Source organism: Aneurinibacillus tyrosinisolvens (genome assembly GCF_001015055.1).
GTDB classification, from domain to species: domain Bacteria; phylum Bacillota; class Bacilli; order Aneurinibacillales; family Aneurinibacillaceae; genus Aneurinibacillus_A; species Aneurinibacillus_A tyrosinisolvens.
This window is the reverse complement of record NZ_BBWZ01000005.1, coordinates 219,866-242,916: the sequence shown is the minus strand read 5'-3', so window position 1 is coordinate 242,916 and position 23,051 is coordinate 219,866. Positions and strand designations below refer to the sequence as shown.

26 protein-coding genes and 1 pseudogene are annotated in these 23,051 nt (G+C 46.7%); all 27 read right to left on the bottom strand.

Features of this window, described 5'->3' with window-relative positions:
* Positions 1-13: 13 nt before the first annotated feature.
* The 27 genes and pseudogenes from MBEAL2_RS07395 to fliI all read right to left on the bottom strand — a co-directional run bounded on the left by MBEAL2_RS07395 (position 14) and on the right by fliI (position 23,049).
* Entirely contained in the window at positions 14-778 is a 765-nt protein-coding gene (locus MBEAL2_RS07395; RefSeq protein ID WP_047151718.1) for a FliA/WhiG family RNA polymerase sigma factor, read from the bottom strand.
* Positions 779-819: 41 nt separating this feature from the next.
* Positions 820-1,239 carry a hypothetical protein gene (locus tag MBEAL2_RS07390; RefSeq protein WP_047151667.1) on the bottom strand — a complete coding sequence of 140 codons (420 nt, stop codon included), beginning with the start codon at positions 1,237-1,239 and terminating at the stop codon, positions 820-822.
* A gap of 1 nt (position 1,240) precedes the next feature.
* Positions 1,241-1,723 carry a chemotaxis protein CheD gene (locus MBEAL2_RS07385; protein WP_047151666.1) on the bottom strand — a complete coding sequence of 161 codons (483 nt, stop codon included), beginning with the start codon at positions 1,721-1,723 and terminating at the stop codon, positions 1,241-1,243.
* Positions 1,720-2,340: a chemotaxis protein CheC gene (locus tag MBEAL2_RS07380; protein ID WP_047151665.1), complete on the bottom strand. Its 621-nt coding sequence runs from the start codon at positions 2,338-2,340 to the stop codon at positions 1,720-1,722. Before MBEAL2_RS07380 ends, MBEAL2_RS07385 begins: the two co-directional genes overlap by 4 nt.
* Before the next feature lie 2 nt (positions 2,341-2,342).
* Entirely contained in the window at positions 2,343-2,819 is a 477-nt protein-coding gene (locus MBEAL2_RS07375; RefSeq protein WP_047151664.1) for a chemotaxis protein CheW, read from the bottom strand.
* Between the two features lie 14 nt (positions 2,820-2,833).
* Positions 2,834-4,909 (bottom strand): chemotaxis protein CheA, encoded by a 2,076-nt coding sequence (locus MBEAL2_RS07370; protein WP_047151663.1) that lies wholly within the window; start codon positions 4,907-4,909, stop codon positions 2,834-2,836.
* Between the two features lie 14 nt (positions 4,910-4,923).
* On the bottom strand, positions 4,924-6,081 hold the full coding sequence (locus tag MBEAL2_RS07365; RefSeq protein WP_047151662.1) for a protein-glutamate methylesterase/protein-glutamine glutaminase: 1,158 nt from the start codon (positions 6,079-6,081) through the stop codon (positions 4,924-4,926).
* Between the two features lie 19 nt (positions 6,082-6,100).
* A complete protein-coding gene (locus MBEAL2_RS07360) occupies positions 6,101-6,976 on the bottom strand; it encodes a MinD/ParA family protein (RefSeq protein WP_047151661.1) in 876 nt (291 codons plus the stop codon).
* On the bottom strand, positions 6,973-8,250 hold the full coding sequence (flhF, locus tag MBEAL2_RS07355; RefSeq protein WP_047151660.1) for a flagellar biosynthesis GTPase FlhF: 1,278 nt from the start codon (positions 8,248-8,250) through the stop codon (positions 6,973-6,975). The genes MBEAL2_RS07360 and flhF overlap by 4 nt, the downstream gene beginning before the upstream one ends.
* A complete protein-coding gene (gene flhA / locus MBEAL2_RS07350) occupies positions 8,250-10,283 on the bottom strand; it encodes a flagellar biosynthesis protein FlhA (RefSeq protein ID WP_047151659.1) in 2,034 nt (677 codons plus the stop codon). The genes flhF and flhA overlap by 1 nt, the downstream gene beginning before the upstream one ends.
* Positions 10,284-10,312: 29 nt before the next feature.
* Positions 10,313-11,401, bottom strand: coding sequence for a flagellar biosynthesis protein FlhB (gene flhB / locus MBEAL2_RS07345; RefSeq protein WP_047151658.1), 1,089 nt, complete (start codon positions 11,399-11,401; stop codon positions 10,313-10,315).
* On the bottom strand, positions 11,398-12,180 hold the full coding sequence (fliR, locus tag MBEAL2_RS07340) for a flagellar biosynthetic protein FliR (protein ID WP_047151657.1): 783 nt from the start codon (positions 12,178-12,180) through the stop codon (positions 11,398-11,400). Before fliR ends, flhB begins: the two co-directional genes overlap by 4 nt.
* 4 nt (positions 12,181-12,184) lie before the next feature.
* Complete coding sequence (gene fliQ, locus MBEAL2_RS07335; protein ID WP_047151656.1) at positions 12,185-12,454, bottom strand: flagellar biosynthesis protein FliQ; 270 nt, start codon at positions 12,452-12,454, stop codon at positions 12,185-12,187.
* A gap of 10 nt (positions 12,455-12,464) precedes the next feature.
* Positions 12,465-13,226, bottom strand: a complete 762-nt coding sequence (gene fliP, locus MBEAL2_RS07330; RefSeq protein ID WP_082129805.1) for a flagellar type III secretion system pore protein FliP — start codon at positions 13,224-13,226, stop codon at positions 12,465-12,467.
* The gene (locus MBEAL2_RS07325; protein WP_236692706.1) at positions 13,223-13,786 is read right to left on the bottom strand and encodes a flagellar biosynthetic protein FliO; all 564 of its coding nucleotides are present in this window, start codon (positions 13,784-13,786) and stop codon (positions 13,223-13,225) included. The genes fliP and MBEAL2_RS07325 overlap by 4 nt, the downstream gene beginning before the upstream one ends.
* A gap of 22 nt (positions 13,787-13,808) precedes the next feature.
* A complete protein-coding gene (locus tag MBEAL2_RS07320; RefSeq protein ID WP_047151655.1) occupies positions 13,809-14,168 on the bottom strand; it encodes a response regulator in 360 nt (119 codons plus the stop codon).
* Positions 14,169-14,195: 27 nt separating this feature from the next.
* Positions 14,196-15,527, bottom strand: coding sequence for a flagellar motor switch phosphatase FliY (gene fliY / locus MBEAL2_RS07315; protein ID WP_047151654.1), 1,332 nt, complete (start codon positions 15,525-15,527; stop codon positions 14,196-14,198).
* Complete coding sequence (fliM, locus tag MBEAL2_RS07310) at positions 15,520-16,515, bottom strand: flagellar motor switch protein FliM (protein WP_047151653.1); 996 nt, start codon at positions 16,513-16,515, stop codon at positions 15,520-15,522. The genes fliY and fliM overlap by 8 nt, the downstream gene beginning before the upstream one ends.
* 46 nt (positions 16,516-16,561) lie before the next feature.
* Positions 16,562-17,026, bottom strand: coding sequence for a flagellar basal body-associated FliL family protein (locus tag MBEAL2_RS07305; RefSeq protein ID WP_047151652.1), 465 nt, complete (start codon positions 17,024-17,026; stop codon positions 16,562-16,564).
* On the bottom strand, positions 17,010-17,258 hold the full coding sequence (locus MBEAL2_RS07300) for a flagellar FlbD family protein (protein WP_047151651.1): 249 nt from the start codon (positions 17,256-17,258) through the stop codon (positions 17,010-17,012). Before MBEAL2_RS07300 ends, MBEAL2_RS07305 begins: the two co-directional genes overlap by 17 nt.
* A gap of 80 nt (positions 17,259-17,338) precedes the next feature.
* Positions 17,339-18,163, bottom strand: a complete 825-nt coding sequence (gene flgG / locus MBEAL2_RS07295) for a flagellar basal body rod protein FlgG (protein WP_047151650.1) — start codon at positions 18,161-18,163, stop codon at positions 17,339-17,341.
* Positions 18,164-18,243: 80 nt separating this feature from the next.
* Positions 18,244-18,639, bottom strand: a complete 396-nt coding sequence (locus tag MBEAL2_RS07290) for a TIGR02530 family flagellar biosynthesis protein (protein ID WP_047151649.1) — start codon at positions 18,637-18,639, stop codon at positions 18,244-18,246.
* Positions 18,636-19,136, bottom strand: coding sequence for a flagellar hook assembly protein FlgD (gene flgD / locus MBEAL2_RS07285; RefSeq protein WP_047151648.1), 501 nt, complete (start codon positions 19,134-19,136; stop codon positions 18,636-18,638). The genes MBEAL2_RS07290 and flgD overlap by 4 nt, the downstream gene beginning before the upstream one ends.
* Before the next feature lie 16 nt (positions 19,137-19,152).
* On the bottom strand, positions 19,153-20,469 hold the full coding sequence (locus MBEAL2_RS07280) for a flagellar hook-length control protein FliK (protein WP_047151647.1): 1,317 nt from the start codon (positions 20,467-20,469) through the stop codon (positions 19,153-19,155).
* A gap of 95 nt (positions 20,470-20,564) precedes the next feature.
* Positions 20,565-21,260: a MotE family protein gene (locus MBEAL2_RS07275; protein WP_052947544.1), complete on the bottom strand. Its 696-nt coding sequence runs from the start codon at positions 21,258-21,260 to the stop codon at positions 20,565-20,567.
* A gap of 12 nt (positions 21,261-21,272) precedes the next feature.
* On the bottom strand, positions 21,273-21,725 hold the full coding sequence (gene fliJ / locus MBEAL2_RS07270; RefSeq protein ID WP_047151646.1) for a flagellar export protein FliJ: 453 nt from the start codon (positions 21,723-21,725) through the stop codon (positions 21,273-21,275).
* 9 nt (positions 21,726-21,734) lie between these two features.
* Positions 21,735-23,049, bottom strand: a pseudogene (gene fliI, locus MBEAL2_RS07265) (flagellar protein export ATPase FliI).
* Between the last annotated feature and the right edge of the window lie 2 nt (positions 23,050-23,051).

The following is a 23,051-nucleotide window of genomic DNA, read 5'->3' as shown; positions in this document are numbered from 1 at the left end:
CTTCCTTCCGTTATTACTCATTCAACAAATAATCTTTTGAACGGTTAAGCGCTCCGCGTAAGCGAAAGACTGCCTTGGAATGCAGTTGTGATATTCGTGAAGCAGACAATTCCATAATTTCAGCTATTTCAGTAAGGGAGCATTCTTCATAATAAAAAAGCGAAACGACGGTTCTTTCCTTTGCGGGCAACCTTTCAATCGCTTCGGCAAGAATTTCCTTTCGCTGTTCCTTATGAAGGGCAGTTTCAGGTTTCTCCGCCCGTTCGTCCATGATAACGGTCTGGCGTGAGTGCTTCTGTTCCTCATCATCCTGTATCGGTTCATCAAGTGAGAGAACGGAAGCGAACGATACATCAAGCAGCGTTTGTCTTAATTCTGCTACCGATATATTCAAATATTCACTAACCTCTTCGTCTGTAACTGTTCTTAAGTTTTCCTGTTCGAGGACAGTGTACGCCTCTTCAATTTTTTTCGCCTTATCGCGGACGGAGCGCGGGATTATATCGCATTCCCTAAGCCCATCAATAATAGAGCCTCTAATTCTCCACATCCCGTATGTCTCAAATTGGAGTCCTCTCATATAGTCAAACTTCTTTAAGGCATCCAAAAGGCCAAAACGCCCAAAGCTGATTAAATCATCTTTATCAACGGTATCAGGCAGACCCATGGAGAGACGTGTAGCCACATAGGTAACGAGCGGCAAATATTCCTCAATTAATTCGATTTCAGCCTGACGGTCGCCACCTTCGCGCCAGCGTTTCCACTTCTCGATATCCATCTGCTTTTTCGGTTTGCGCGCCACTCTGAACTCACCGCCTTTTATTCATTGGAGAATACCCTTAGAGCCTTTGCAATTTCTTCGGGGTTAATATCCGGAGCTTCCTTGCGCACGACCTTCGAGAGTTCAAGTGGCGCAAAGTCCTCAAATTCATGACCGCTGTCATCTGTTCCCATATGCTTCTCTCCAACCGGGCCGCTTAGGCCGGAAGGCTCATCCGGCGTTACCAGATCAATACGCTGGCCCTTCTCCCCGGCACTAAATAATTCCCTGTTTTCCTTGCCAATCATTTTCCCCATTGCCAGCCTAATTCCAAACATGAGAAAAAAACACACAACAAAAGCAAACAGAGAGCGGATCAGGCTCTCTAAAAGCAAGTTGTTAGCTATAGAAAAAACGAATGTAAATATGCTCATAATTCCGGCAAAATACAGATTCCACTTAAATGAACCTACCCACATATTATAATTCCTTTACCCCTTGATTTACTGTACGAATATTTAAAACGCCCGTATTGCTGTCCAATTCGATCGTGCGGCCGCAATTCCCCCCGGTATCTTCCGCAAGAATTGGAATGCGTGCCTCATTCAGGGCGCTTTTACAAGCTTCCACATTCCGCGGGCCTATTCTCATCGTATCACTTGTTGACGAAAAGGAAAACATCTGGGCTCCACCTGCCAGTTTAGCGACGAGCTTGCGGCGATTCGCACCGGCCTTTTCCATATCATCTATCAGCTTTGGTATCGCAGTATCGGCATATTTCGCCATATTTAATGTCCCTTTGCTCAGCGAAGACTCCGGAAGCATAACATGCGCCATTCCTCCGATTTTTTTCTGGCTGTCAAATAAAACTACCCCTACACAGGAGCCGAGTCCTGTCGTGCGAATTCGATCCGGTGATTTTGCGATATTAAGATCGGCCATTCCTACCTTTACAATATTCATTCAAAAGGAACTCCTAACGCCCGGAAAAGCTGGGGTAACGCCTCCGGATCTGGTATGAGAAAGAAATGCCCTTCGACTTCCTGTTCTCCTTCTAAAAATGCAGTGTCTATCGTCAGGGCAAAGTCACCGTTGTTGCCAATTTCCAGGAGCCCATACGATAAAATAGCGCCTGCCATATCAATCGCAACCGCAGGCACGGATGGCTGCATGTTTAGTTTGGTAAAATCAGCAAGGGAAGATAAATAGGAACCCGTTAAAATATTCCCAATCTCGTTTAACGCTGACAGTTCCATCTCGTCAAAAGAGTCCTCCGTTCCCGTGTCGATTCCCATCAACTGGCGTATGAGATTTTTGGCCGAAGCAAGTGAAATAATAAAAAACATGTTGGCGGAAATATCACCGAGTACCCGCAAGAAAACGGAAACGACAATGGTTTCATCCCCGCCCACAAAATCAGCAATTTCATCAAATGATATGATTTTTACTTGTGGAACTTTCATGTCTATCTCTTTGGAGATTAATTTAGACAGGGCGGTCGCCGCATTCCCGGCCCCAATATTTCCAACCTCGCGCAGTACATCAAATTGAAAATCGTCAAATTGCTCGAACTTGATCATCATTATCCCTCAATGCGTTCGAGTTGTTTTAATTCTTCTGTGTTTAACACCTTGTCCAGGTTTAATAGAATGAGCAGGCGTTTATCGAGCTTTGCAACCCCGCGAAGGTATACAGCCTCAATTCCACCGACAACTTCAGGCGGCGGTTCAATTGCCGTTACCGGAATATCAATCACATCGTTCGCTGAATCTACAATGAGGCCAACTTCAATTTCTTCTACCGCGACGATAATAACACGGGTCGTTTCGTTGTACTGCGTTTCTTCAAGGCCGAAACGACGGCGAAGGTCGAGGATAGGCGTTACGACTCCACGAAGATTGATAACTCCTTTTACAAATGCCGGTGTGCGCGGAACACGCGTAATATGCTCAAGCCTTTCAATCGACTTTACTTGATTTACTTCCACACCATATTCCTCGTCTTTAAGACGAAAGACAATGACCTTTATTTCTTCGACAATATCCTTATGTTCTACCAAAGCAACCCGCCTCCTTATTTAATCAGTGCGTTACAATCAATAATAAGAGCAACCTGTCCGTCTCCCAAAATGGTGGCACCTGAAATCGCGAACGCATTAACCAGGTATTTACCGAGGGATTTTAAAACAATTTCCTGCTGCCCGATAAAGGAATCAACAACGAGACCCGCCATTTTATCTCCCTTACGAACGATAACAACAGGAATATCCTCATCTTTTCTCACTTCGTTATCAGGAATGTTAAAAATCGACTTCAATGAAACAAGCGGAACAATTCGGCCCCGGAAGTCGATGACATCCTGCTGGTGCGCATGCATGATTTGATCCGGTGAGAAGACCGCCGTTTCAATAATCGAACTAAGCGGAACCGCGTATTTCTCATTCTCTACTTGAACGAGCATGGCAGATATGATGGAAAGCGTTAACGGAAGTTGGATTAAGAAGGTTGTTCCTACTCCCGGAATAGAATCTACACCGCAGGCTCCTCCAAGCGATTCAATCTTCGTTTTTACAACATCAAGCCCTACCCCGCGTCCGGAAACGTCAGAAATCTTGTCGGCCGTGCTTAACCCGGAAGCGAAAAGAAGCTCATCAATTTGCTTGTTCGTGAGCGCTGCTGCTCCCTGTTCGGTTACAATGCCCCGGTCAATCGCCTTCTTCAAAACCTTCTCGCGATTAATCCCTTTGCCATCGTCCTTTACCTCGATGAAAACATGGTTTCCGCTATGGTACGCTTTGAGCTGCACTAAGCCTTCTTCCGGTTTTCCAGCGGCGCGCCGTTCATCCGCGTGTTCTACCCCGTGATCAAGCGAGTTGCGGAGCAGGTGAACAAGCGGGTCCCCGATCTCATCAATGACGGTTCGATCAAGCTCCGTTTCAGCCCCGACAATTTCCAGGTTGATCTTCTTATTCAAATCTTTTGCCAAATCGCGCACCATGCGCGGGAAACGGTTAAACACTTGCTCGACCGGTACCATGCGCATTGTTAGAATAATATTTTGCAAATCACCGCTGATCCGGCTCATGTGTTCAACGGTTTCCGTTAACGCACTCTGTCCAGACTCACGCGCGAGCTGTTCCAGCCTTCCCCGGTCAATAACCAGCTCACTGAACAGATTCATGAGGACATCTAGCCGATCAATATCGACACGGATGGTTTTGCCTGTTGTGGCCTTTTTGGCTGCCTGCGGAGCTGTTTTTTCTTCTTTCCCGGCTTTTTCCCGGTCAGCCTTTTCCACACTAGAAGCGGGAGGTACAGCCTGCTGCTGCTCAGTCCTCATGCTTTCCTGACGGTGATTTTTTAGGTTAATTTCTTCAACGACAACGGATTCGATTTCCGATACATTCATCACTGTTTTTTCTGTTTTTTCAAGGCTTTCTTTACTAACGAGAACAATTTCAAAGGATTTCTCGAATTTTTCCTCTTCCAACTCTTCAACTGAAGGTGTTGTTTTAATAATTTCGCCGAGCGACTCTAAGTTATCATACACCATATAAGCGCGGGCAGCCTTTAACACGCAATCATCCCGAACGAATGTTTTTATCCAGTACACATGATGTCCGGTTTCGATTGATTGTTCTATAATTGTGATTTCATAATCATCAAAGGAATACAGGTTTTCCTGCTTCTCCTCTATGAGGCTGGCGGCTGCTGCCTCGCCTGCTGCGCTATCCTGGTCCGCTGCAGGTGTATGTACGGCAGCTATCGGTTCCCCCTTAAGAATAGCCTGAAGCAGTAAAACGACAGCGGACACATCTTCTTTCCCGTCTCCACCGCCTGCAATGGAATACAAAATCGTTTCTAACAAATCAACGCACTTAAAAATAACGTCCATCATGTCAGTATTAACGTGCAAATTGTGGTTTCGCACCTGATCGAGGACATTTTCCATTTCGTGCGTTAATGTTGCCATATCCTCAAACCCCATCGTTGCTGCCATTCCTTTTAACGTATGGGCAGAACGAAAAATCTCGTTTACAATGCTTATATTTTCCGGATCATTTTCCAGCACAAGCAAATTATCGTTAATTGCCTGAATGTGTTCCTTTGACTCTTCTATGAACATATCTAAGTATTGACTCATTTCCATAGATATCCACCTCCCTATCGATTCAAACAGCGCACTAATAGCTTCGCAATATCATGAAGCGGAGCTACATAATCAACGACCCCGGACTGAATGGCAGCGCGCGGCATGCCAAACACTACACAGGTTGATTCATCTTCAGCAATAATGGACTGTACTCCGGTTTCCTTCAGCCGCCTCAGGCCATATGTCCCGTCGCTTCCCATGCCCGTCATAATGACTGCGTATTTGGAAGGCTGCTTTAGCTTTGCTACGGATTCGAACAGCGTATCCACGGAAGGCCGGTGTCCCCCTCTGGGCTCGCTTTGGTTAAGGGAAACGCACAGCTGCCCATCTGCTTTCTCTTTAATCTCCATATGATAATTCCCGGGAGCAATATAGGCAGTGCCTTTCTCGAGTACCTGGTTGTCTTCCGCCTCGACGACACGAATTTCACACAATGAATCCAGACGTTGGGCAAGTGATCTTGTAAAACCGGGGGGCATGTGCTGAACAATGGCGATCGTTCCGTCAAAGTTTCCTGGTATCTCACGCAAGACAACCTGCAATGCTTTAGGCCCTCCGGTAGATGTCCCAATCGCGATAAGATTGCCTGTTTTTTCATGGCTGAACCCGCCGCTTCCCTTCCTCGCTTCGTATGTACGCATGACGGGCGTTTCAGCATCCGCTTTTGTTTTTGCTTTATCCATCATGCTTCTGGCAGCAGATATTGAACCCTGGTGGACTAGACGAGGGGCGTCGGATACTTTAGGGCTGCTCCTTAAACGGGAAACATTTACCCGGGATGCCGCTTTTACTTTTGCAATAATATCAGAACTGATTTTATGAATATCCAGGGAGATGGAGCCGGACGGTTTTGATATAAAATCAACCGCTCCTATCTCAAGCGCGCGAATCGTTTCACTTGCCCCTTGCTTCGTTAAACTGCTTAGCATGAGAACCGGCACCGGGTGGTTTTCCATTATCGCTTCCAATGCTTCAAGACCGTTCATTACGGGCATTTCGATATCCAGTGTAACGAGATCGGGCTGAAGTTTTTCTACTAGCTGTACCGCCTCCTTGCCGTTTCGCCCTTTCCCTATGACTTTGATCTCCGGATCCCCTTCCAGCAGATCTCCTATTACCTTGCGCATAAAAGCAGAGTCATCTACAATTACTACCTTAATCGGACTCAATCTCTCCCCCCTCCCTACTTTATTTCCAGAACGTCCGTAATTGAGCGATAAATGCCTTCATTCCGCTCTCCTTACGATTCACTTCCCCGTTCGATACAAACAGGTCAACCAGGTTGCGTATACTGTCGGCCGCTTTACTATTCGGATAAGATAAGTAAAAGGGGTCCTGTTTTTTTACAGCTTTGGTAACATGTCCATCTTCAGGGACATATCCGAGTACAGCAACTTCCAGCTTAAGGAATTGCTTTGCAACGAGTGCCAGCTTTTCTCCGGTTTGCCTACCTTCCTTCGGAGTTGCAGCCTTATTTACTACAACATGAAAGCGGATGTCTGTTTTTTTGTTATGGGCCATTTTAACTACAGAATATGCATCCATAATGGACGTCGGTTCCGGAGTGGTGATCAATAAGACCTCATCCGCTGCCATAATAAAACGGAGCGTTCCATTCGATATGCCGGCACCTGTATCTAAGATAATTGTATCAGCATATCCGTTTAATTGGGCTAATTGTTCAAAAAAGTAATTTAATTTCCCATCATCCAGTTCAAAAATCTGTGAAAATCCCGAACCGCCCGCAATAAATTCTAGTCCTTTTGGCCCCTTCTCAATAATATCCCAGATTGTACTTCCTTTGTCTATCATATCTAGAATATTTTTTTGTGTAGATACACCCATAAGCAAATCTATATTAGCAAAACCGACATCCAAATCGATAATGACAACCTTCTGTCCCTGCTCTATGAGCCCGAGAGCGAAGTTAAGAGAAAAGTTCGACTTTCCTACCCCGCCTTTCCCGCTTGTTACTGTAATGACTTTTGTCCTGCGATCTTTTTCGAAAACCGGCGCCGCCTCTTTATTTACCTTTTCCCGCAGCCGCTGTGCCTGATCATTCATTGCGCATACTCCCCTAGAAGTAAAGATACAATTTTATCCGGTGTGGCAATTTCAATATCATCCGGCACGTTTTGTCCGGTTGTAAAGTAAGAGAGTGCCAGCTTATAGTTAACGACAAGGTTCAGTATCGCTCCATACGTTCGTGTTTCATCAATCTTTGTAAAGATGACCTTATCAACTTGAATGTTTTCGAAGCTCTGTACAATGGCTTCCATATCGCTATATTTTGATGTCAGGCTCAGCACCAGGAACGTTTCACTTGGAAGGCCGGAAGCCAGCAGCTTTTCTATCTCTGTTACGTATTCTTTGATGCGGTAATTGCGTCCTGCCGTGTCCATAAACAGCAAATTACAGTCCGACAATCTCTCGATGGATGGAGCCAGGTCTTCAACTGAGTAGATTACTTTCAACGGCAAATTCAGGATGTTTGCATATGTTTTTAGCTGCTCTACCGCTGCAATCCGGTATGTATCTGAAGTAAGCATGCCTACCTTTCGCCTGTGCCCAATGACGCTGTCTGCCGCTAGCTTTGCAAGCGTCGTCGTTTTTCCTACGCCTGTCGGCCCCACAAAGTGGACGAAACGGGTTTCCTGCCTCAGGGAACCACTTTTGGGCGCCGACTGATTTATCATGCCAAGAAGAACTTCCTTCACCATAGCGGCAACCTTTTGCTCACTATGAATATCTTCTGGCGGGAGTTGTTTTAATACTTTCTCAAAGATGGACGTAATGATCTCTTCTTCAACCTCTTGCTTAACAAGCTGCTTACGCAGGGCAGAGAAAGCAGCCGGTGCCTGGCCGGTGTTTCCATCCGCCATAACGAGCTTCCACAGCATCCCCTTCATCTCTTCCAATTCTTTTGCCAGTCCGTCCGGTTTCCCTGTTTCTGCGGCGGGCACTATTGTTTTATTTGCCTGCAGAGACAATGTGTTTTTGAAGGTTTCTGCGAATCTTTCCTCATGATGAACAGGCTCCCGGGCTGCCGCCTGATTTCCGGTAACACTCGGTAATGGAGCAGCCGGCACCGGTGCCGTTTGTACTAGCGGCAGTTTCGGAGCCGGCTCTGCAAACGGCTTCCGAACGCTCGGCTTCTCTTTTGTTTCTGCAGGGTCCACTGCCGCAATCACTTCGATTTGCTTTTTTCGAAACATACCTAAAAACCCGCCTGTTTTAACGGATTTTGTGTTTAATATAATGGCATCTTTTCCTAAGTCGCTCCGAATCTGTTGAAGAGCGTCGGACATGGAATCAACTACGTAACGTTTTACTCGCATTATAAACTCACCACTCCTACGCTCTGTATTTCAACTTCCGGTTCCAGTTCGTTATAAGACAATACCGGGATTTCAGGCATCATTCTTTCAACAAGCTGGCGTAAATACATACGAATGGCCGGAGATGTTAATATAATCGGCTGCTGCCCGGTTTGAAGCATGCGATTTACCTGATCGGAAAGCGCAGAGAATATGTGCTGGGACGTATCCGGGTCTATCGCCAGATAGCTGCCCTGCTCGGTTTGCTGCACGGAATCAGATATCGTTTTTTCCAGGCTTGGCCCTGCGGTAATGACCCGCAGCGGCTCATTTGGTTCGGCATAGTGGAGGGTGATCTGCCGGGAAAGAGACTGCCTCACGTATTCTGTAAGCAAATCCGTATCCTTCGTATACGTGCCATAATCAGCAAGTGTTTCAAGAATGGTGGGAAGGTTGCGGATCGATATTTTTTCCCGCAGCAGTTTTTGCAGCACTTTCTGTATATCTCCTATCCCGAGAATATTCGGGACAAGTTCATCTACGAGCGCTGGCGTCGTTTCTCTTATTGTATCAATGAGTGAACGCGTTTCCTGACGGCTCAAGAGCTCGTGCGCATGGCGCTTGATAATTTCTGTCAGGTGGGTTGCCACAACGGACGGAGGATCGACTACCGTGTACCCTGCCATTTCAGCCCGCTCTTTTATTTCTTCTGTTACCCAGAGGGCCGGGAGTCCGAAAGCAGGTTCAACCGTATCGATCCCAACAACGGAATCATCCTCAATCCCCGGGCTCATGGCCAGGTAGTGGTCCAGCATAATCTCTCCGCGCGCCACCTGATTTCCTTTTATTTTAATCACATACTCATTCGGGCGCAGTTGAATATTGTCCCGTATCCGGATAACAGGGACGACAATGCCAAGCTCAATCGCGCACTGCCGCCGAATCATAATGACCCGGTCAAGCAAATCGCCTCCCTGATTAGCATCAGCAAGCGGAATAAGCCCGTACCCAAACTCGAATGCAATCGGGTCAATATGCAGGAGACTGACAACACTTTCCGGGCTTCGCACTTCTTCCATCTCCGCTTCCTCTACCGAGGGCTCGAATGAAGTCTGCCCGGCCTGTATATTTCTTTGAATCCGGAACCCGCCGAACGCCAGTACACCGGCAATCGGAAATGTACGGATCAGACCGATCGGTGTAAAGATGCCCATAAGGACAATCGTACCTGCCACAATATAAAGCAGCCGCGGATAAGCAAACACCTGTTTCGATAAGTCATCGCCGATATTCCCTTCTGAAGCGGCGCGCGTCACAATAATACCTGTGCCGGTGGAGAGCAGAAGTGCGGGCAACTGGCTCACAAGGCCATCCCCGACCGATAAAAGAGTAAAAGTAGAAGCAGACTCGGCAAATCCCATTTTATGTACAACCATACCGATAATTAAGCCGCCTAAAATATTAATGATAAAGATGATAATGCCTGCAATGGCATCCCCTTTGACAAATTTTGTTGCACCGTCCATCGCTCCGTAAAATTCGGATTCCTGGCTGATTTTCTTTCTTCTTTCCTGTGCTTCCATATCCGAGATGGAGCCGGCGTTCAAATCGGCGTCAATCGCCATTTGTTTCCCCGGCATCGCATCCAATGTAAAGCGGGCTGCAACTTCAGCAACGCGCTCTGATCCTTTGGTAATAACCATGAAGTTAATGAGGGTTAGAATAAGGAAGACAACGAAACCGACAATCGCGTTCCCTCCAATAACAAAAGAACCGAACGCATGAATAACTTCTCCCGCATCCCCTTCTGAAAGAATATTCCTTGTAGAGGAAACGTTTAAAGCAAGGCGGAAAATTGTAGTAATAAGCAATAAAGACGGAAAAACGGAAAACTGGGATGGATCGTTCGTATTCATTGCGATAAGCAGTATGGTAAGTGAGAGGGAAATGTTAATAATTAATAGAAAGTCAAGGAGGAAGTTAGGCATTGGTATGACCAGCATAATTACGATAGAAATAACGAATGCCATCACAGCTAAGTCTTTGCGTTTCATACATTTCTCCTCCTTTCATAAATGTGCCGTTAGATTTTCCCTCGAAGTTTATATACGTATGCCAGAATTTCCGCAACAGCCTGGAACAGGTCTTCCGGAATTTCCTGATTCACTTCAACCTGTGCATGCAGCGTACGGGCAAGCGGCTTGTTCTCTATCGTAGTCACTTGATTTTCTTTCGCTATTTCTTTAATTCGCTGAGCCATGAAGTCCTGTCCTTTGGCAATGACCGTTGGTGCTTTCATTTCTTCCGCCCGATAAGCAATCGCGACGGCAAAATGGGTCGGATTCGTTATGACTACGTCTGCATTCGGCACTTCCTGCATCATGCGCCGCATGGCCATTTCCCGCTGCCTTTGCTTGATTTTCCCCTTAATCTGGGGGTCACCTTCCGACATTTTGTACTCATCTTTAATGTCCTGTTTTGACATCCGCAAATTCTTTTCATGCTGAAACTTTTGGTACATATAATCCAAAATCGAGATGACAAGAAGCAGAATGCCAATCGTAAACCCGAGCTGGAGGGTAAGCTTTGACACAATCGATATCATGTCGGCAACCGTTTTGGTGGCCAGCGTAAGCAGCTCGTCTTTACCCGCCCACAGTACAAGCCAGGCCGCAGTGCCGATGACAGTTACCTTCGCCAATGATTTGACAAGATTGACAATGGCCTGCATCGAAAATAACTTCTTAGCTCCCTTAATCGGATCGAGGTTGGTGAGCTTAAACATAAGAGGTTTTGCCGTAAACAGAAGGCCAAACTGAATATAATTTGCAAAAAACGAGACGACAACCGCAAGCAGGAGAAAAGGCCAAACAATCATCGTAGCCTGATACACCATGTCCATCATTATCTTTTGTACGGTCTCCGCCGTTAAATCAGATAAAAGGTAGTCATTATAAAACGACCGAAAGAGAAAATACAGCCTGTTTCCCGTGCTTTTCCCCATAATGAGCAGGAAAAGGAAAACAGCAAGCAGCAGAAGCGCCGCGGAAACTTCCTGGCTCTTGGCTACCTGGCCTTCTTCTCTCGCCTTTTGTTTCTTCTTGGGCGTTGCCCTTTCCGTCTTCTCTCCTGCAAAGAACTGTAGATGAACTGGAAAGCGATTCATTTTCATTGCCTTTCACCCATTATCGCAATCATCTGAGCCATTGAGGAAAAAAGCACTTCAAGCAAACGTGTCATCACAAAAAAGTAGCCCGGAAAAACAATAATTAATATGAGAAAGCCAGCGATAATTTTCGCTGGCATCCCGACAACGAAAATGTTCATTTGCGGTACCGTCTTGGCAACAATACCAAGCGCCACATCAATAACAAACATTGAACTAATCATTGGTGCCGCAAGCAGCAACCCGCTCATAAACATATACGAAAATTTCTGCATTAAAAAAGCGCTGAGTGACCCGTTCCCGAATCCACTAATCCAGCGATCTAACGGAACTACATGATAGCTTGATAAAACCCCTTCTATCAGCAGGTGATGGCCATTTACGGATAGAATAAATAAAATCGTAAGCATGTATTTAAAATTCCCCATTAATGGTGACTGCGTGCCCGTCATCGGGTCAAATACGCTGGCAATCGCAAGGCCGAGCATCATATCAATAAAGGAACCGGCTATTTGAATGGCGGACAAAAGGAGCGTGCCAATAAACCCAAGGATAAGACCGACAAGCACCTCTTTTATCGCTAAATAGACATAGTGCCAGTCAACAGGTATGGGAGCGCCCGCCTTTACCATAGGAAATGCAATTAACGCCAGAAAGAACGACAGCCCTATCTTATACGTTGTTGGAATGCTTCTTGTCGAAAAAATAGGCGCCGAGACAAAGAATGCGGTAAGCCGCAGGAAAACGAGCAAAAAGGCGGGCAATAATTGTATAATATGCGTCATAATACTATCCTATAAATTTATAAAGATTGCCCAAAATGCTGCTGGTGAATTCCAGCAGGTGGTTTAACATCCAGGGCCCAAATAGGATGAGCGCAAGCATTGTGGCAACAATTTTCGGAACAAAGGCAAGCGTTGCTTCCTGAATGGACGTCGTCGCCTGGAAGATGCTAACGAGTAAGCCTGCAACAAGGGCAATTCCTACCAGCGGGGCACTTGTCAGCAATACGGTAAAGACCCCTTTCTGGGCAAGAGAAATAATAAATTCCTGCGACAAACCTTTCACCTCATTGATAGCTTAATAGCAAAGATTTTACGACGAGATACCATCCATCTACGAGAATAAAGAGCAAAATTTTAAAGGGCAGTGAAATCATAACAGGCGGCAGCATCATCATCCCCATTGCCATCAGCACGCTGGCAACGACCATATCAATAACGAGAAAAGGGATAAAAATCATAAAGCCCATTTGCAGCGCTGTTTTCAGTTCGCTAATCGCATAGGCTGGAACGAGCGCCGTAAGCGGGATGTCCTTCACCGTTTTCGGCTTTGGCGCCTTGCTGTACTCAAGAAATAAATTCAAATCTTTCCCTCTTGTATGCTTCGTCATAAAATTCTTGAAGGGAAGCTCCGCCCTTTGTATGGCCTGCTCCTGTGTAATCTGTTTCTTAAAATAAGGCTGGAGCGCCTGGTTGTTCACCTCGGAAAAAGTAGGAGCCATAATAAAGAAGGTTAGGAACAAGGCCAGTCCAACAAGCACTTGCGTTGGCGGTGCTTGCTGCGTCGACAGGGCAGTCCTTGTAAAGGACAGGACAATTACAATTCTCGTAAAACACGTCATCATAATAAGAATGGATGGCGCAATGGACATTATCGTAAAAAGAAGCAAAATTTGCAGTGTGACGGATACATCCTGCGGATTATTGGACGTGCCGAATTTAATATCAACGCCCGGCACAACGACCTGGTTTGCCGCAAATGTTCTTTCTGGGAAGAACAGGAATAAAGCAGCTGCTGTAAGGATGAACAATAAATAAGTGCGTTTCATTTTTTGTTTCCATTCTCCCTATCGTCGAACAATTCTTCTTCCATCATTTCTCTGCGCTGCTTTGCTTCTTCTATCTTCAATTGAAAAGCGGCTTCGAAATCATCCGGTATTGCGCCCTTGCGCCTCTTCCTTAGCTGCTTCATCCATGATCCCACTGCTGCGATGCTCGGGGCCGGCTCTTCGTATTGAGCTTCCATCGATGCGAGAAGCGCCTGCACTTCTTCCGGATCGTTGATATGGCGTATGAGATTGACACTTTCCCCCACTCCGACGATGTAGAGAGAATCCCCGACCTGTACAACTTGCAGCGTTTTTTGCGGGCCAAGGGAGCATCCTCCTAACGTCCGGATAAACGATTTCCCGAAAAGGAGGGTCGAGCGCTTCCCCAGAAAACGAAGCAGTAAGTAAATAAATCCAATCATTAAAGCCAGAACAAAAATCGTCTGCAGAATCATTGCCGCTGTCGATGTGGCCGAACTTCCCACAAGCGCTTCCTGTTCACCCAGCGGCGTTTTCGTGGGCAGGGCAGGATTTGCTAGAACATGTACCTGGTTAGCCAAAAAGAAAACCGCCGTCATGATACTACCCAAGCGTTTTCTTAATCGCTTCAATTACACGATCAGCCTGAAACGGCTTTACAATAAAATCTTTTGCCCCGGCCTGAATCGCATCGATAACCATTGCCTGCTGGCCCATTGCAGAACACATAATAACTTTGGCATTCGCGTCGATTTTTTTAATTTCTTTTAAAGCAGTGATGCCATCCATCTCGGGCATTGTAATATCCATGGTAACGAGATCGGGCGTAAGCTCTTTATACTTCTCTACAGCCTGTGAACCGTCGCTCGCTTCTCCTACAACTGTAAAACCGTTCTTAGATAGAATTTCTTTAATCATCATACGCATAAAGGCTGCATCGTCTACAATCAATACTTTACTCATTCACTTCGTCCTCCCAATATGCCAATATTATTGTAATTTTTGAACGCGATCCCACTGGCTGATAATATCCGTGACCCTCACTCCGAAGTTTTCATCAATCACGACTACTTCGCCTTTCGCGATTAACTTATTGTTCACAAGTATATCTACCGGTTCACCGGCAAGCTTGTCCAGTTCTATGATAGAGCCGGGAGATAGATCAAGGATGTCTTTGATTTGTTTTTTTGTTCTGCCTAGCTCCACGGTTACCTGCAATGGTATATCAAGCAGCATACCAAGGTTTTGCGGATTCGCCTGTGCCATCCCTCCCGAATCAAAGGCGGAAAACTGCACCGGCTGCACATTCATTGGCGGTGGCTGATAACCGCCACCTGGTTGAGAGGGCTGCTGGTACATCGGCGGCTGCTGATAATACATCGGCTGCTGGTACGTCGGTGGCTGCTGGTACATCGGTGGCTGTTGATACGCCGGCGGCTGCACCGGTTGTTCAGGCATGTACCCTGGCTGCGCCGGCTGCTGGGGGGGATAAGGGTATCCCGTTCCCTGCGCCGCTACCGGATCTTCTCCCATTGGCATTGCTCCTTGAGCGGCTAACGGTGGCTGTTCCTGCTGCGGAGCTGGTGCCGTCTCTTCTGGAACCGGTGCCGCCGGTTCCTCGTCCATTCCCCCGATGAGTTGATTTATCATGGAACGGGCAAAAGGGACAGGAAGCAGCTGCATAAGGTTTGAATCAATCAAGTCGCCAACCTTCAGCCTAAAGGAAACCTTGACCAGGATATTGTCGTTTGGTATGTTCTCCGCACCTTCGCCTTGCGCCAAGTCCATCATATCAATGCCCGGGGGCGATATATTTACGAGTTTATTAAAAATGGTAGACATCGAGGTAGCGGCGGAGCCCATCATCTGGTTCATCGCTTCCTGGACGGCGCTTAGATGAATTTCCGACAATTCCTCCGGAGGAGCGGTTCCGTCCCCGCCCATCATAAGGTCCGCAATAATTTGCGCATCTTCTTTACGGATGACGAGCAAATTTATCCCTTGAAAACCTTCTGTATATTCTACATGCACAGCGACATAAGGACGGGGAAATTGCTCCTCAACATCCTCTCTTCGAATAGCCCCAACTTTCGGAGTCGTAATATCCGTTGCCTGGCCGAGGAGGCTGGACAGAGCCGTTGCTGCGCTTCCGAAGGTAATATTTCCAATCTCACCAAGGGCGTCCTGCTCGAAAGGAGATAAAAAGTCATCAATATCAGGCGTAGTCTCCAGGTCGTCTCCATTATCTTCGTTATCCTCTTCCAGGTTATTCTGCCGGAGCAGCGCATCAATTTCATCCTGGGATAGCATTTCCCTACTCATCTTCCCCCACCTCTTCCTCTAAAACATCCTCAATCATGATAGCCGTTTTTCCCTTTGCCGTACCGGGCCGTGCAAGGAATTTTGTTTTTTGGCCTACACGCACTTTCACTTTATCATCTGTCCCCTGGTCAAGCTGGACAACATCTCCAACACTCAGATTCAAAAATTCCCCAACAGATATCGTTGACGTGCCGAGTTCGGCAATGAGAGGGAGCTTCGCCTTTTGGACTCGTTCACGCAATGCCTCTATTTCACGCTCATCCCTTACTTTCTTCTGCGTAGACAGCCAGTAATGAGCTGATAATTTTACCATTAAAGGTTCCAGTACCACATGAGGCAAACAGAGATTAATCATTCCCGTTGTCTCACCAATCTTCGTACTAAATGAGATAACCGCAACCGTTTCGTTGGGAGACACAATCTGCATAAACTGCGGATTTACTTCCATCAGTTCCAATTCCGGTTCAATATCGATTACGTTTTTCCAGGCTTCCGCAAAGCTTTGCAAAGCCCGGCTAAAAATACGTTCCATTATAATCGTTTCGATCTCTGTCAGCGTTCCGACTTTATTGGGAGCTGTTCCCGAACCGCCCAGCAATCGTTCAAGCATCGCATAGGCAATGTTAGGATTTACTTCCATTACCATTCTTCCCTCAAGAGGTTCTGCTTCGAAAATATTAAGAATGGTCATTTTCGGGATGGAACGAATAAATTCTTCGTAGGGTAGCTGATCAACAGATGCGACACTTATTTGTACAAATGTTCGCAATTGAGCTGAAAAGTATGTAGTGAGTAACCTGGCATAATTCTCGTGGATGCGAGTAAGCGTACGAATCTGATCCTTAGAAAAACGAAGAGCCCTTTTGAAGTCATATACTTTTACCTTTCTTTCCGTGTCTTCTTTTTTCAGCTCTTCCGCATTCATTTCCCCTGAAGATATCGCAGCAAGCAGCGCGTCTATCTCCGACTGGGACAATACCTCTGTCATAAGTGTCACCTCCTTATTGTGCGGCTACAAACTAGCAAAAGTAAGACTATAAATCTACTATTTTATTCGTAGTAATCACTTGTACTACTTTGCCTTCCTGCATGACCCCGTTTAAATCTTTTTTCATTGTTTCCTGCATTTTGTCTATCCCTTTTGCATCCTTTATGTCATCAGGCTTCATCGAAGAAAGTGCTCTTATAATGATGTTATTCACCTGCGCTTTTCGCAACTCAAGTTCATTCTTTGCATTCTCGCCGTCCGCTTGAATTGCAAACTTAGCTACAATTAAAGTTCCGGTTGCAAGGTTTGTCCGGATTTCTTCGGTTTCATATGTTACTTTTTGAAACTCCGCTGCACTAACCTCTTTTTTCGTTTCTTGTGCCGCCGTCCCGGCAGGTGCCGGTTTTAGATACGTCTGCCACAAAACAAAGGTAACAACTCCAAGGAGAGTAATCGCAATAATAATAATAAGTGCAATATTAAATAGTTTATTCTTAAATAGATTCCCCATCGTCTGGCTCCTCCGACTCTTTCTCTCTAGTATGCATCGTTAACGCTTTGATTGCATTGATTTCTTTATAATATATACTTACCAGGGAAAGAACATCTGGCAAACTTTCTTTAACGACAAACTTTTTCCCATTTACTAGTGTAATGACGGTATCCGGCGTGGCTTCGAGTGTTTCAATGAGCAGCGCGTTGATCACATGCTTCTTTCCGTTCAACCGTGTAAGGTATATCATATAGCCTCCGAAAGGATAAATTGTATGGCTCTTTTTATAGATGAAAAGAGGGGAGGAACCCCCCTCTCCATCCTATTGCTTTAGCGCTTCAGGTTTACAAGTTCTTCAAGAATAGAGTCTGAGGTCGTAATAATGCGAGAGTTCGCCTGGAATCCGCGCTGTGTAATAATCATTTCAGTAAACTCTTCCGCTAAATCGACGTTTGACATTTCAAGCTCGCCGGCAATAACATCTCCTCGTGTGCCCGCCTTGGTCATCAGTTCAGTAACATCTCCCCCATCAGAAATGGTTACATCAGAAGCCGGGGTTGCTCTATATAAGGATCCGCCAACCTTTTCAAGCCCTCCCGGGTTTTGCACAAGGGCAATCCCGATTTTTCCGGCAGGGGTCGTTTGTCCGGCCTCATCCGTTGCGTTTACAGTTCCATCCGGTGCGATAGAATAGCTTTTCGTACCATCAGGCAGGGTGATCGGCGCGCCCCCCTCGTCTACAACGAGCATTCCGCTTGAAGTAACCAGCTGATTAGCAGCGTCAATCGTGAAGTTGCCTGCACGCGTCAAAAACATTTCTCCAGCATCCGCTGTAGGCCTAACAACGAAAAAACCGTTGCCGTGAATCGATAAGTCGGAGCCCACGTTTGTTACTTGAGGGGAACCGGGTGTATGGATAACATCAATGGAAGAAACCGTCGACCCAAGTCCGATTTGCTTACCGTTAATCCCGCCTGTTGCTCCCGCTTCTGCTGCTTTTCCTCCGGCAACTGTCTGACTCAGGATATCCTGAAACATGACCCGGCTCTTCTTGTAACCAACCGTGTTTACGTTTGCGATGTTATTTCCGATAACATCGAGCTTTGTTTGGAATCCGCGCATGCCCGCAACACCAGAATATAAAGATCGAAGCATTCTTATTTCCTCCTCTTAAATGTACCGCTTCTGTCAGTCAGCGGTACGGGGCTCCCTCAGTGAGGTCCGGCCCATCCTATTTATTCATTGACGATAATTGCACTATCGATGCTCGTAAACACATGATCCTGCATCGAATGGCTATCAACAGCTGTGATTACTTTTTTATTCGGCACACTTACGATATAAGCTACATTCTTCATCAGAATAAGAGATTCACGTGCACCTTTTTGCCCCGCTTTTTCAACTGCACCGGCCAGTTTCGTTAGCTCTTCCTGGTTTAGCGTGATTCCCCGTTTCTCCAGCCTTTGCAAAGCATGGTTAGAGAATTGAAGCTGCTCCGTCGTTTTCCCCTGAATTTTCTGCTGCAGTACATTTCCAAACGATTGTTCCGGCTGGACAGCCGTTTTTTTTCTTTGCTGAACCTGCGGCAGTGATTGAGGAAAATAAACTTGTCCTGCTTTTATTTGATTCATTGCCCTGTACCCGTGCCGGCCGGTGATTCTGGCGGTTTGGCGGACGGATCGGAAACCGTTTCGATCTTCGTCACATCCAGCTTTTTGCCGTCTTCAAGCACGGCCTGCGTTTTGCCGTCCTTCATGCTGACCGCGGAGACAATTCCTTCCCTGGTAACGTCTTTCTCTACCGCATTATCGCCGGTGCCTTCTGTTTCAGTCTCCGTCCAGGTAATCTTCTTGCCAATCATGTTTGAAAAACCGCCAATCGTTTGGGATTGGGCGAACTGGCTGAACATTTCATTGAGCTGTGTCATCTGCTCAAGCGAACTGAACTGTGTCATTTGCGCAATAAATTCCCGGTCCTGCAAAGGCTGTGTCGGATCTTGATTCTGCAGCTGTGTAACAAGAATTTTTAAAAAATCATCTTTCCCGAGCTTAGACTGTTCTTGAAACGATTTCTGTTTCGCATTTGAAAAAGATGCGGTATGGTTTACAGCTGTTTCAATCGTACTCATCCCGTCTCCCCCTTCCTCATGCAATTGTATTAATTTCCTTACTCATGCTGCTGCCTGCCGCAGGTTCATCCTCCTGGAGAAGGGAAGCCAAATCAAACACGGGAGCAGGCTCAGACGATTCCTCTTGCTTCTCACCCTGCTGTTGCTGGCGGGAATTTCCTTTCCCCTGATCCAGCATATCGTTGTTTGAAGCGCCTGCTGCTGTGGTACTGTTCTGGGAGACCTCTATTTTTTCTACATAAAGCCCCTGCTGTATGAGTGCGCTGCGCAGCTGATGAAGCTGCTGTTCCACCGCTTCTTTTCCTGCCGTACTGCTCGTTACGAAGTGAGCCGTTATCTGTCCGTTTAATGCTGTAATGCGGACGTCAACCTGGCCAAGGTTTTCCGGGAAAAGGCGAAGAGTCGTTTCCACTGCCCCGGTTCCACGGTTCACCTGGATTTGTCTTGCAACCATGGCTTCGATTTCTTTAGCGAAGAAGCGAGACGGAATTAAAGGCGTATCCGTGCTGGATTTCCATACTGTTTGATTCTTTTCAACACTGGCTGGCATTGGATTTTGTGACTGGTGATGGCCAACCTTTGTTGCCTCCCCGTCTTCTTGAACCGGCGTTTGGCTTGTTTCACTATCATTTGGCTGTTCCACAGGAGCCATTACTGCTCCCTTTGCCGGTACTTGTTTGGTATCTGCTTGAACCGGCGCTGTAGCCTGCTCTATCCTCGATCCAGTTTCCCCGGTAGTTGCCGCTGTCTGTTTGCCGGGTGAATTTAGCAAACGAAGAGCTTCCTGCACTTTTGCCAGAAAGTCCTTTGGCAGATTTCCCTCTTTTTCAGGCGAAAGGGAGGAAAGTAAATTCACAACCTTTTGTGTTAGTTCCGCTGCCCCTGGGAGGGTTTCCTTTTTCGCGCCGAGGTTTTGATAGATGGCTAACAGTTGCTGCGATGAAACAATAAGCTGCTGTTCCGCCGGGCGGGTGAGTTGTACCTGAATCTGGTTTTCACCGGTCATCAGTTGATATATTTGCTGCAAAACCGAATAAAGTTCCGGGCTTATCTCACTGTTATCCTTGCCAGGATCAGGCTGCGCCTTCATGAGAGCAAGAAGTGAATCGAGCATTTTCTCAAGGGCCGAGAGGTTTGTTTCTTCCAGCTGCTGTGCGCCTGTTCCGCCTGTCGAAATTTGTTCTTGCGGCACTGCCACTGATGTAATCGCCGCTACCGCAGATTCCATCTCTTTCCCAAATGAGCCCCCGTCTGTGCTGGCCGTTTTGTTTGCGGAGCCCGCTGCCGGGGAAATCGGCTTCTCTGCGTTCCCGTTTACTTGTATTGTCGTCATTTTTCCACCTCCTTTCCCCTAAATATATTGTAATCTCTTGTAAAATACAATAAAATCCGCGATTAATATGTCACTCATTTTTAGCTAATTCAGTATTACTTCTTCTTTGCATTTCCAAGAGAGGCAACCAGTGCCTGAATGCGTTTTTGCATGGAGGCAATATCCGCGTCTTTCGACAATGTCATATCTTTAAGCAGGATCGATAGATCAGCCGCTTTTTGCGGGTCCATTTTCGCAAAAATGGCAGCTCTTTCTTCCGGCTTCATAGCAAGCATTACATAGGATGCCTCCTGTAATGTCAGCTTTTCAATAATAGGGGCAGCTTTACCGGCGGACATTGATGTGTATGTTTTTGCTACGTCCTGAATTTGCTTTTTCCTATCTGCTGCTGCCGCCTCGCTGCCCGCAGCTGAAGCTTGTTTGAGGCTTGCTATCTGCTGCTCCAACTGCCTGATTGTTTGTTTATCATTGTTTGATGCCTCTTTAATCGCTGCAATTTCCTTGTCTTTGCTCAGAATCTGGGCACGTAATTCCCCGGTCGTGTTATCGTTCGTTCCTGACGTTTTTTTACCCTCTGTCGCTGTCGGAGGCGCAGGTGCAATCGAGTCTGGAATTACTTTTTCAACAACTGGGATTTGATTTAATCCTTTGGCCAGTACACCTACGACATTGTATCCGAACATCTGCGCGATAATCCCAGCCAAGACAACAGTAAAAAGAAGCGGGATAAAAACGATATAAAAGAACCACTCCAGTTTACTATAGGATTGCTCCTCACCCATCTCTTCCATAAGCAAACCTCCTTACTCCCGGCGAGCTGCCCTTTGCCTGTAATAGCGCGCGATTGCAATTTCGTCTAACTCCTTTTGTTCTGTCACTTTCATTGTCTCTATATATCTTACATACGACTTATCTTTAAGCTTGGACCACACTTTCTCATCCATCGCTTTCTCTGTAAGAATCTCCTGCTTGTACTCTACTTCTTTTTCTGCCTGGATCGTCGTATGATGTGCCTGCAAGACTAGCTTCTGCAAATGGTGTAAGTACTGGTAGGAGTCTTTCAGTTCAGAAAGAGAAATGCTCTCTTCATTCCGGATCATGCGCCGCTCCATCTCTTCTTTTGTCTGCTGCAGGGTGAACAGGCGCTTCTGTTCCACTTGAAGGGTCTGCATTGACTTGCTGTAGCTCATCTCAGCCTGCTCCTTCTCCTTCTCTTTCATATCCAGGATTTTCTGAAATGAATAATGAAATGACATAATCAACACCTACTTTTTCGTACTAAACGTAGCCGTAAGCGACGCAATCGCGTTATCGAGCGAAGAAATTTCGTCGGTTCCCTGGCCCGTATAATGCATAATAATGTCCCGGTATTTAATCGCCATATCAATATCCCGGTTTGCCCCCATTTTATAGGCTCCGATATTAATCAAGTCTTCAGCATCACGGTAGATAGCCATCAGCCGCTTCAACTCCCTGCGGCAGCATTATGCTCAGGGGTGACAATTTCTTTCATTACGCGGCTCACACTTCCTAATATATCAATGGCAGGGTAGTGGCCTGTGTGGGCAATTTTACGACTGAGAACAATATGTCCATCCAGTATCCCACGCACGGAGTCGGCAATCGGATCGTTCATGTCGTCTCCTTCTACGAGAACGGTATAAAAAGCAGTGATCGTCCCTTTAGAAGAAGTTCCCGCCCGTTCCATCAGCTTGGGCAGCATGGCAAAAACCGACGGCGTATACCCGCGGGTTGCGGGCGGTTCGCCAATCGCCAGCCCAACTTCACGCTGGGCCATTGCGAACCGGGTGACAGAATCCATCATCATCATAACGTTCAATCCCTGATCGCGGAAATATTCAGCAACCGCAGTCGTAAGCAGTGCTCCCTTAATCCTTACGAGTGCAGGTTGATCAGATGTGGCCACGATGACAACGGAGCGGCGCAGCCTTCTTCTCCAAGATCGCGTTCGATAAAATCAGCTACCTCTCGCCCGCGCTCTCCAATTAACCCGATGACATTAACATCTGCTTCTGTATTTCTTGCGATCATGCTCAGAAGGGTACTCTTTCCAACGCCGCTTCCGGCGAAAATCCCGATTCGCTGCCCTTTTCCTACGGTAAGCAGCCCATCAATCGCCCGCACACCAACCGAGAGCGGTTCCCTGATTCTGGGCCGCGCCAGAGGATTGGGCGGCTGGTTGTCTACGGGGTACTCCGCCATTCCTTTGGGTAAACTTCCGCCATTCATCAGCCTTCCGTTTCCATCGAGAATGTTCCCCAGCAGTTCAGGGCCGACTTTCACGGTGAGGGGCTTGCCTGTTGCTACTACATCACATCCCGGACCGATGGCCCCTAAATCACCGAGCGGCATGAGGAGGACTTTGTTATCTTTGAACCCTACAACCTCGGCAAGTGAAGGAGCCGCAAGCCCGGAAGGATAAATTTCACAAACTTCCCCGACACGAACATCCGGCCCCATCGATTCTACGGTTAGTCCGATAACCTGGGACACTTTGCCATTCACCCGTATTGGATTTATGTTGTGCAATGCAGATAAATACTTCTCAACATCCAGCATAC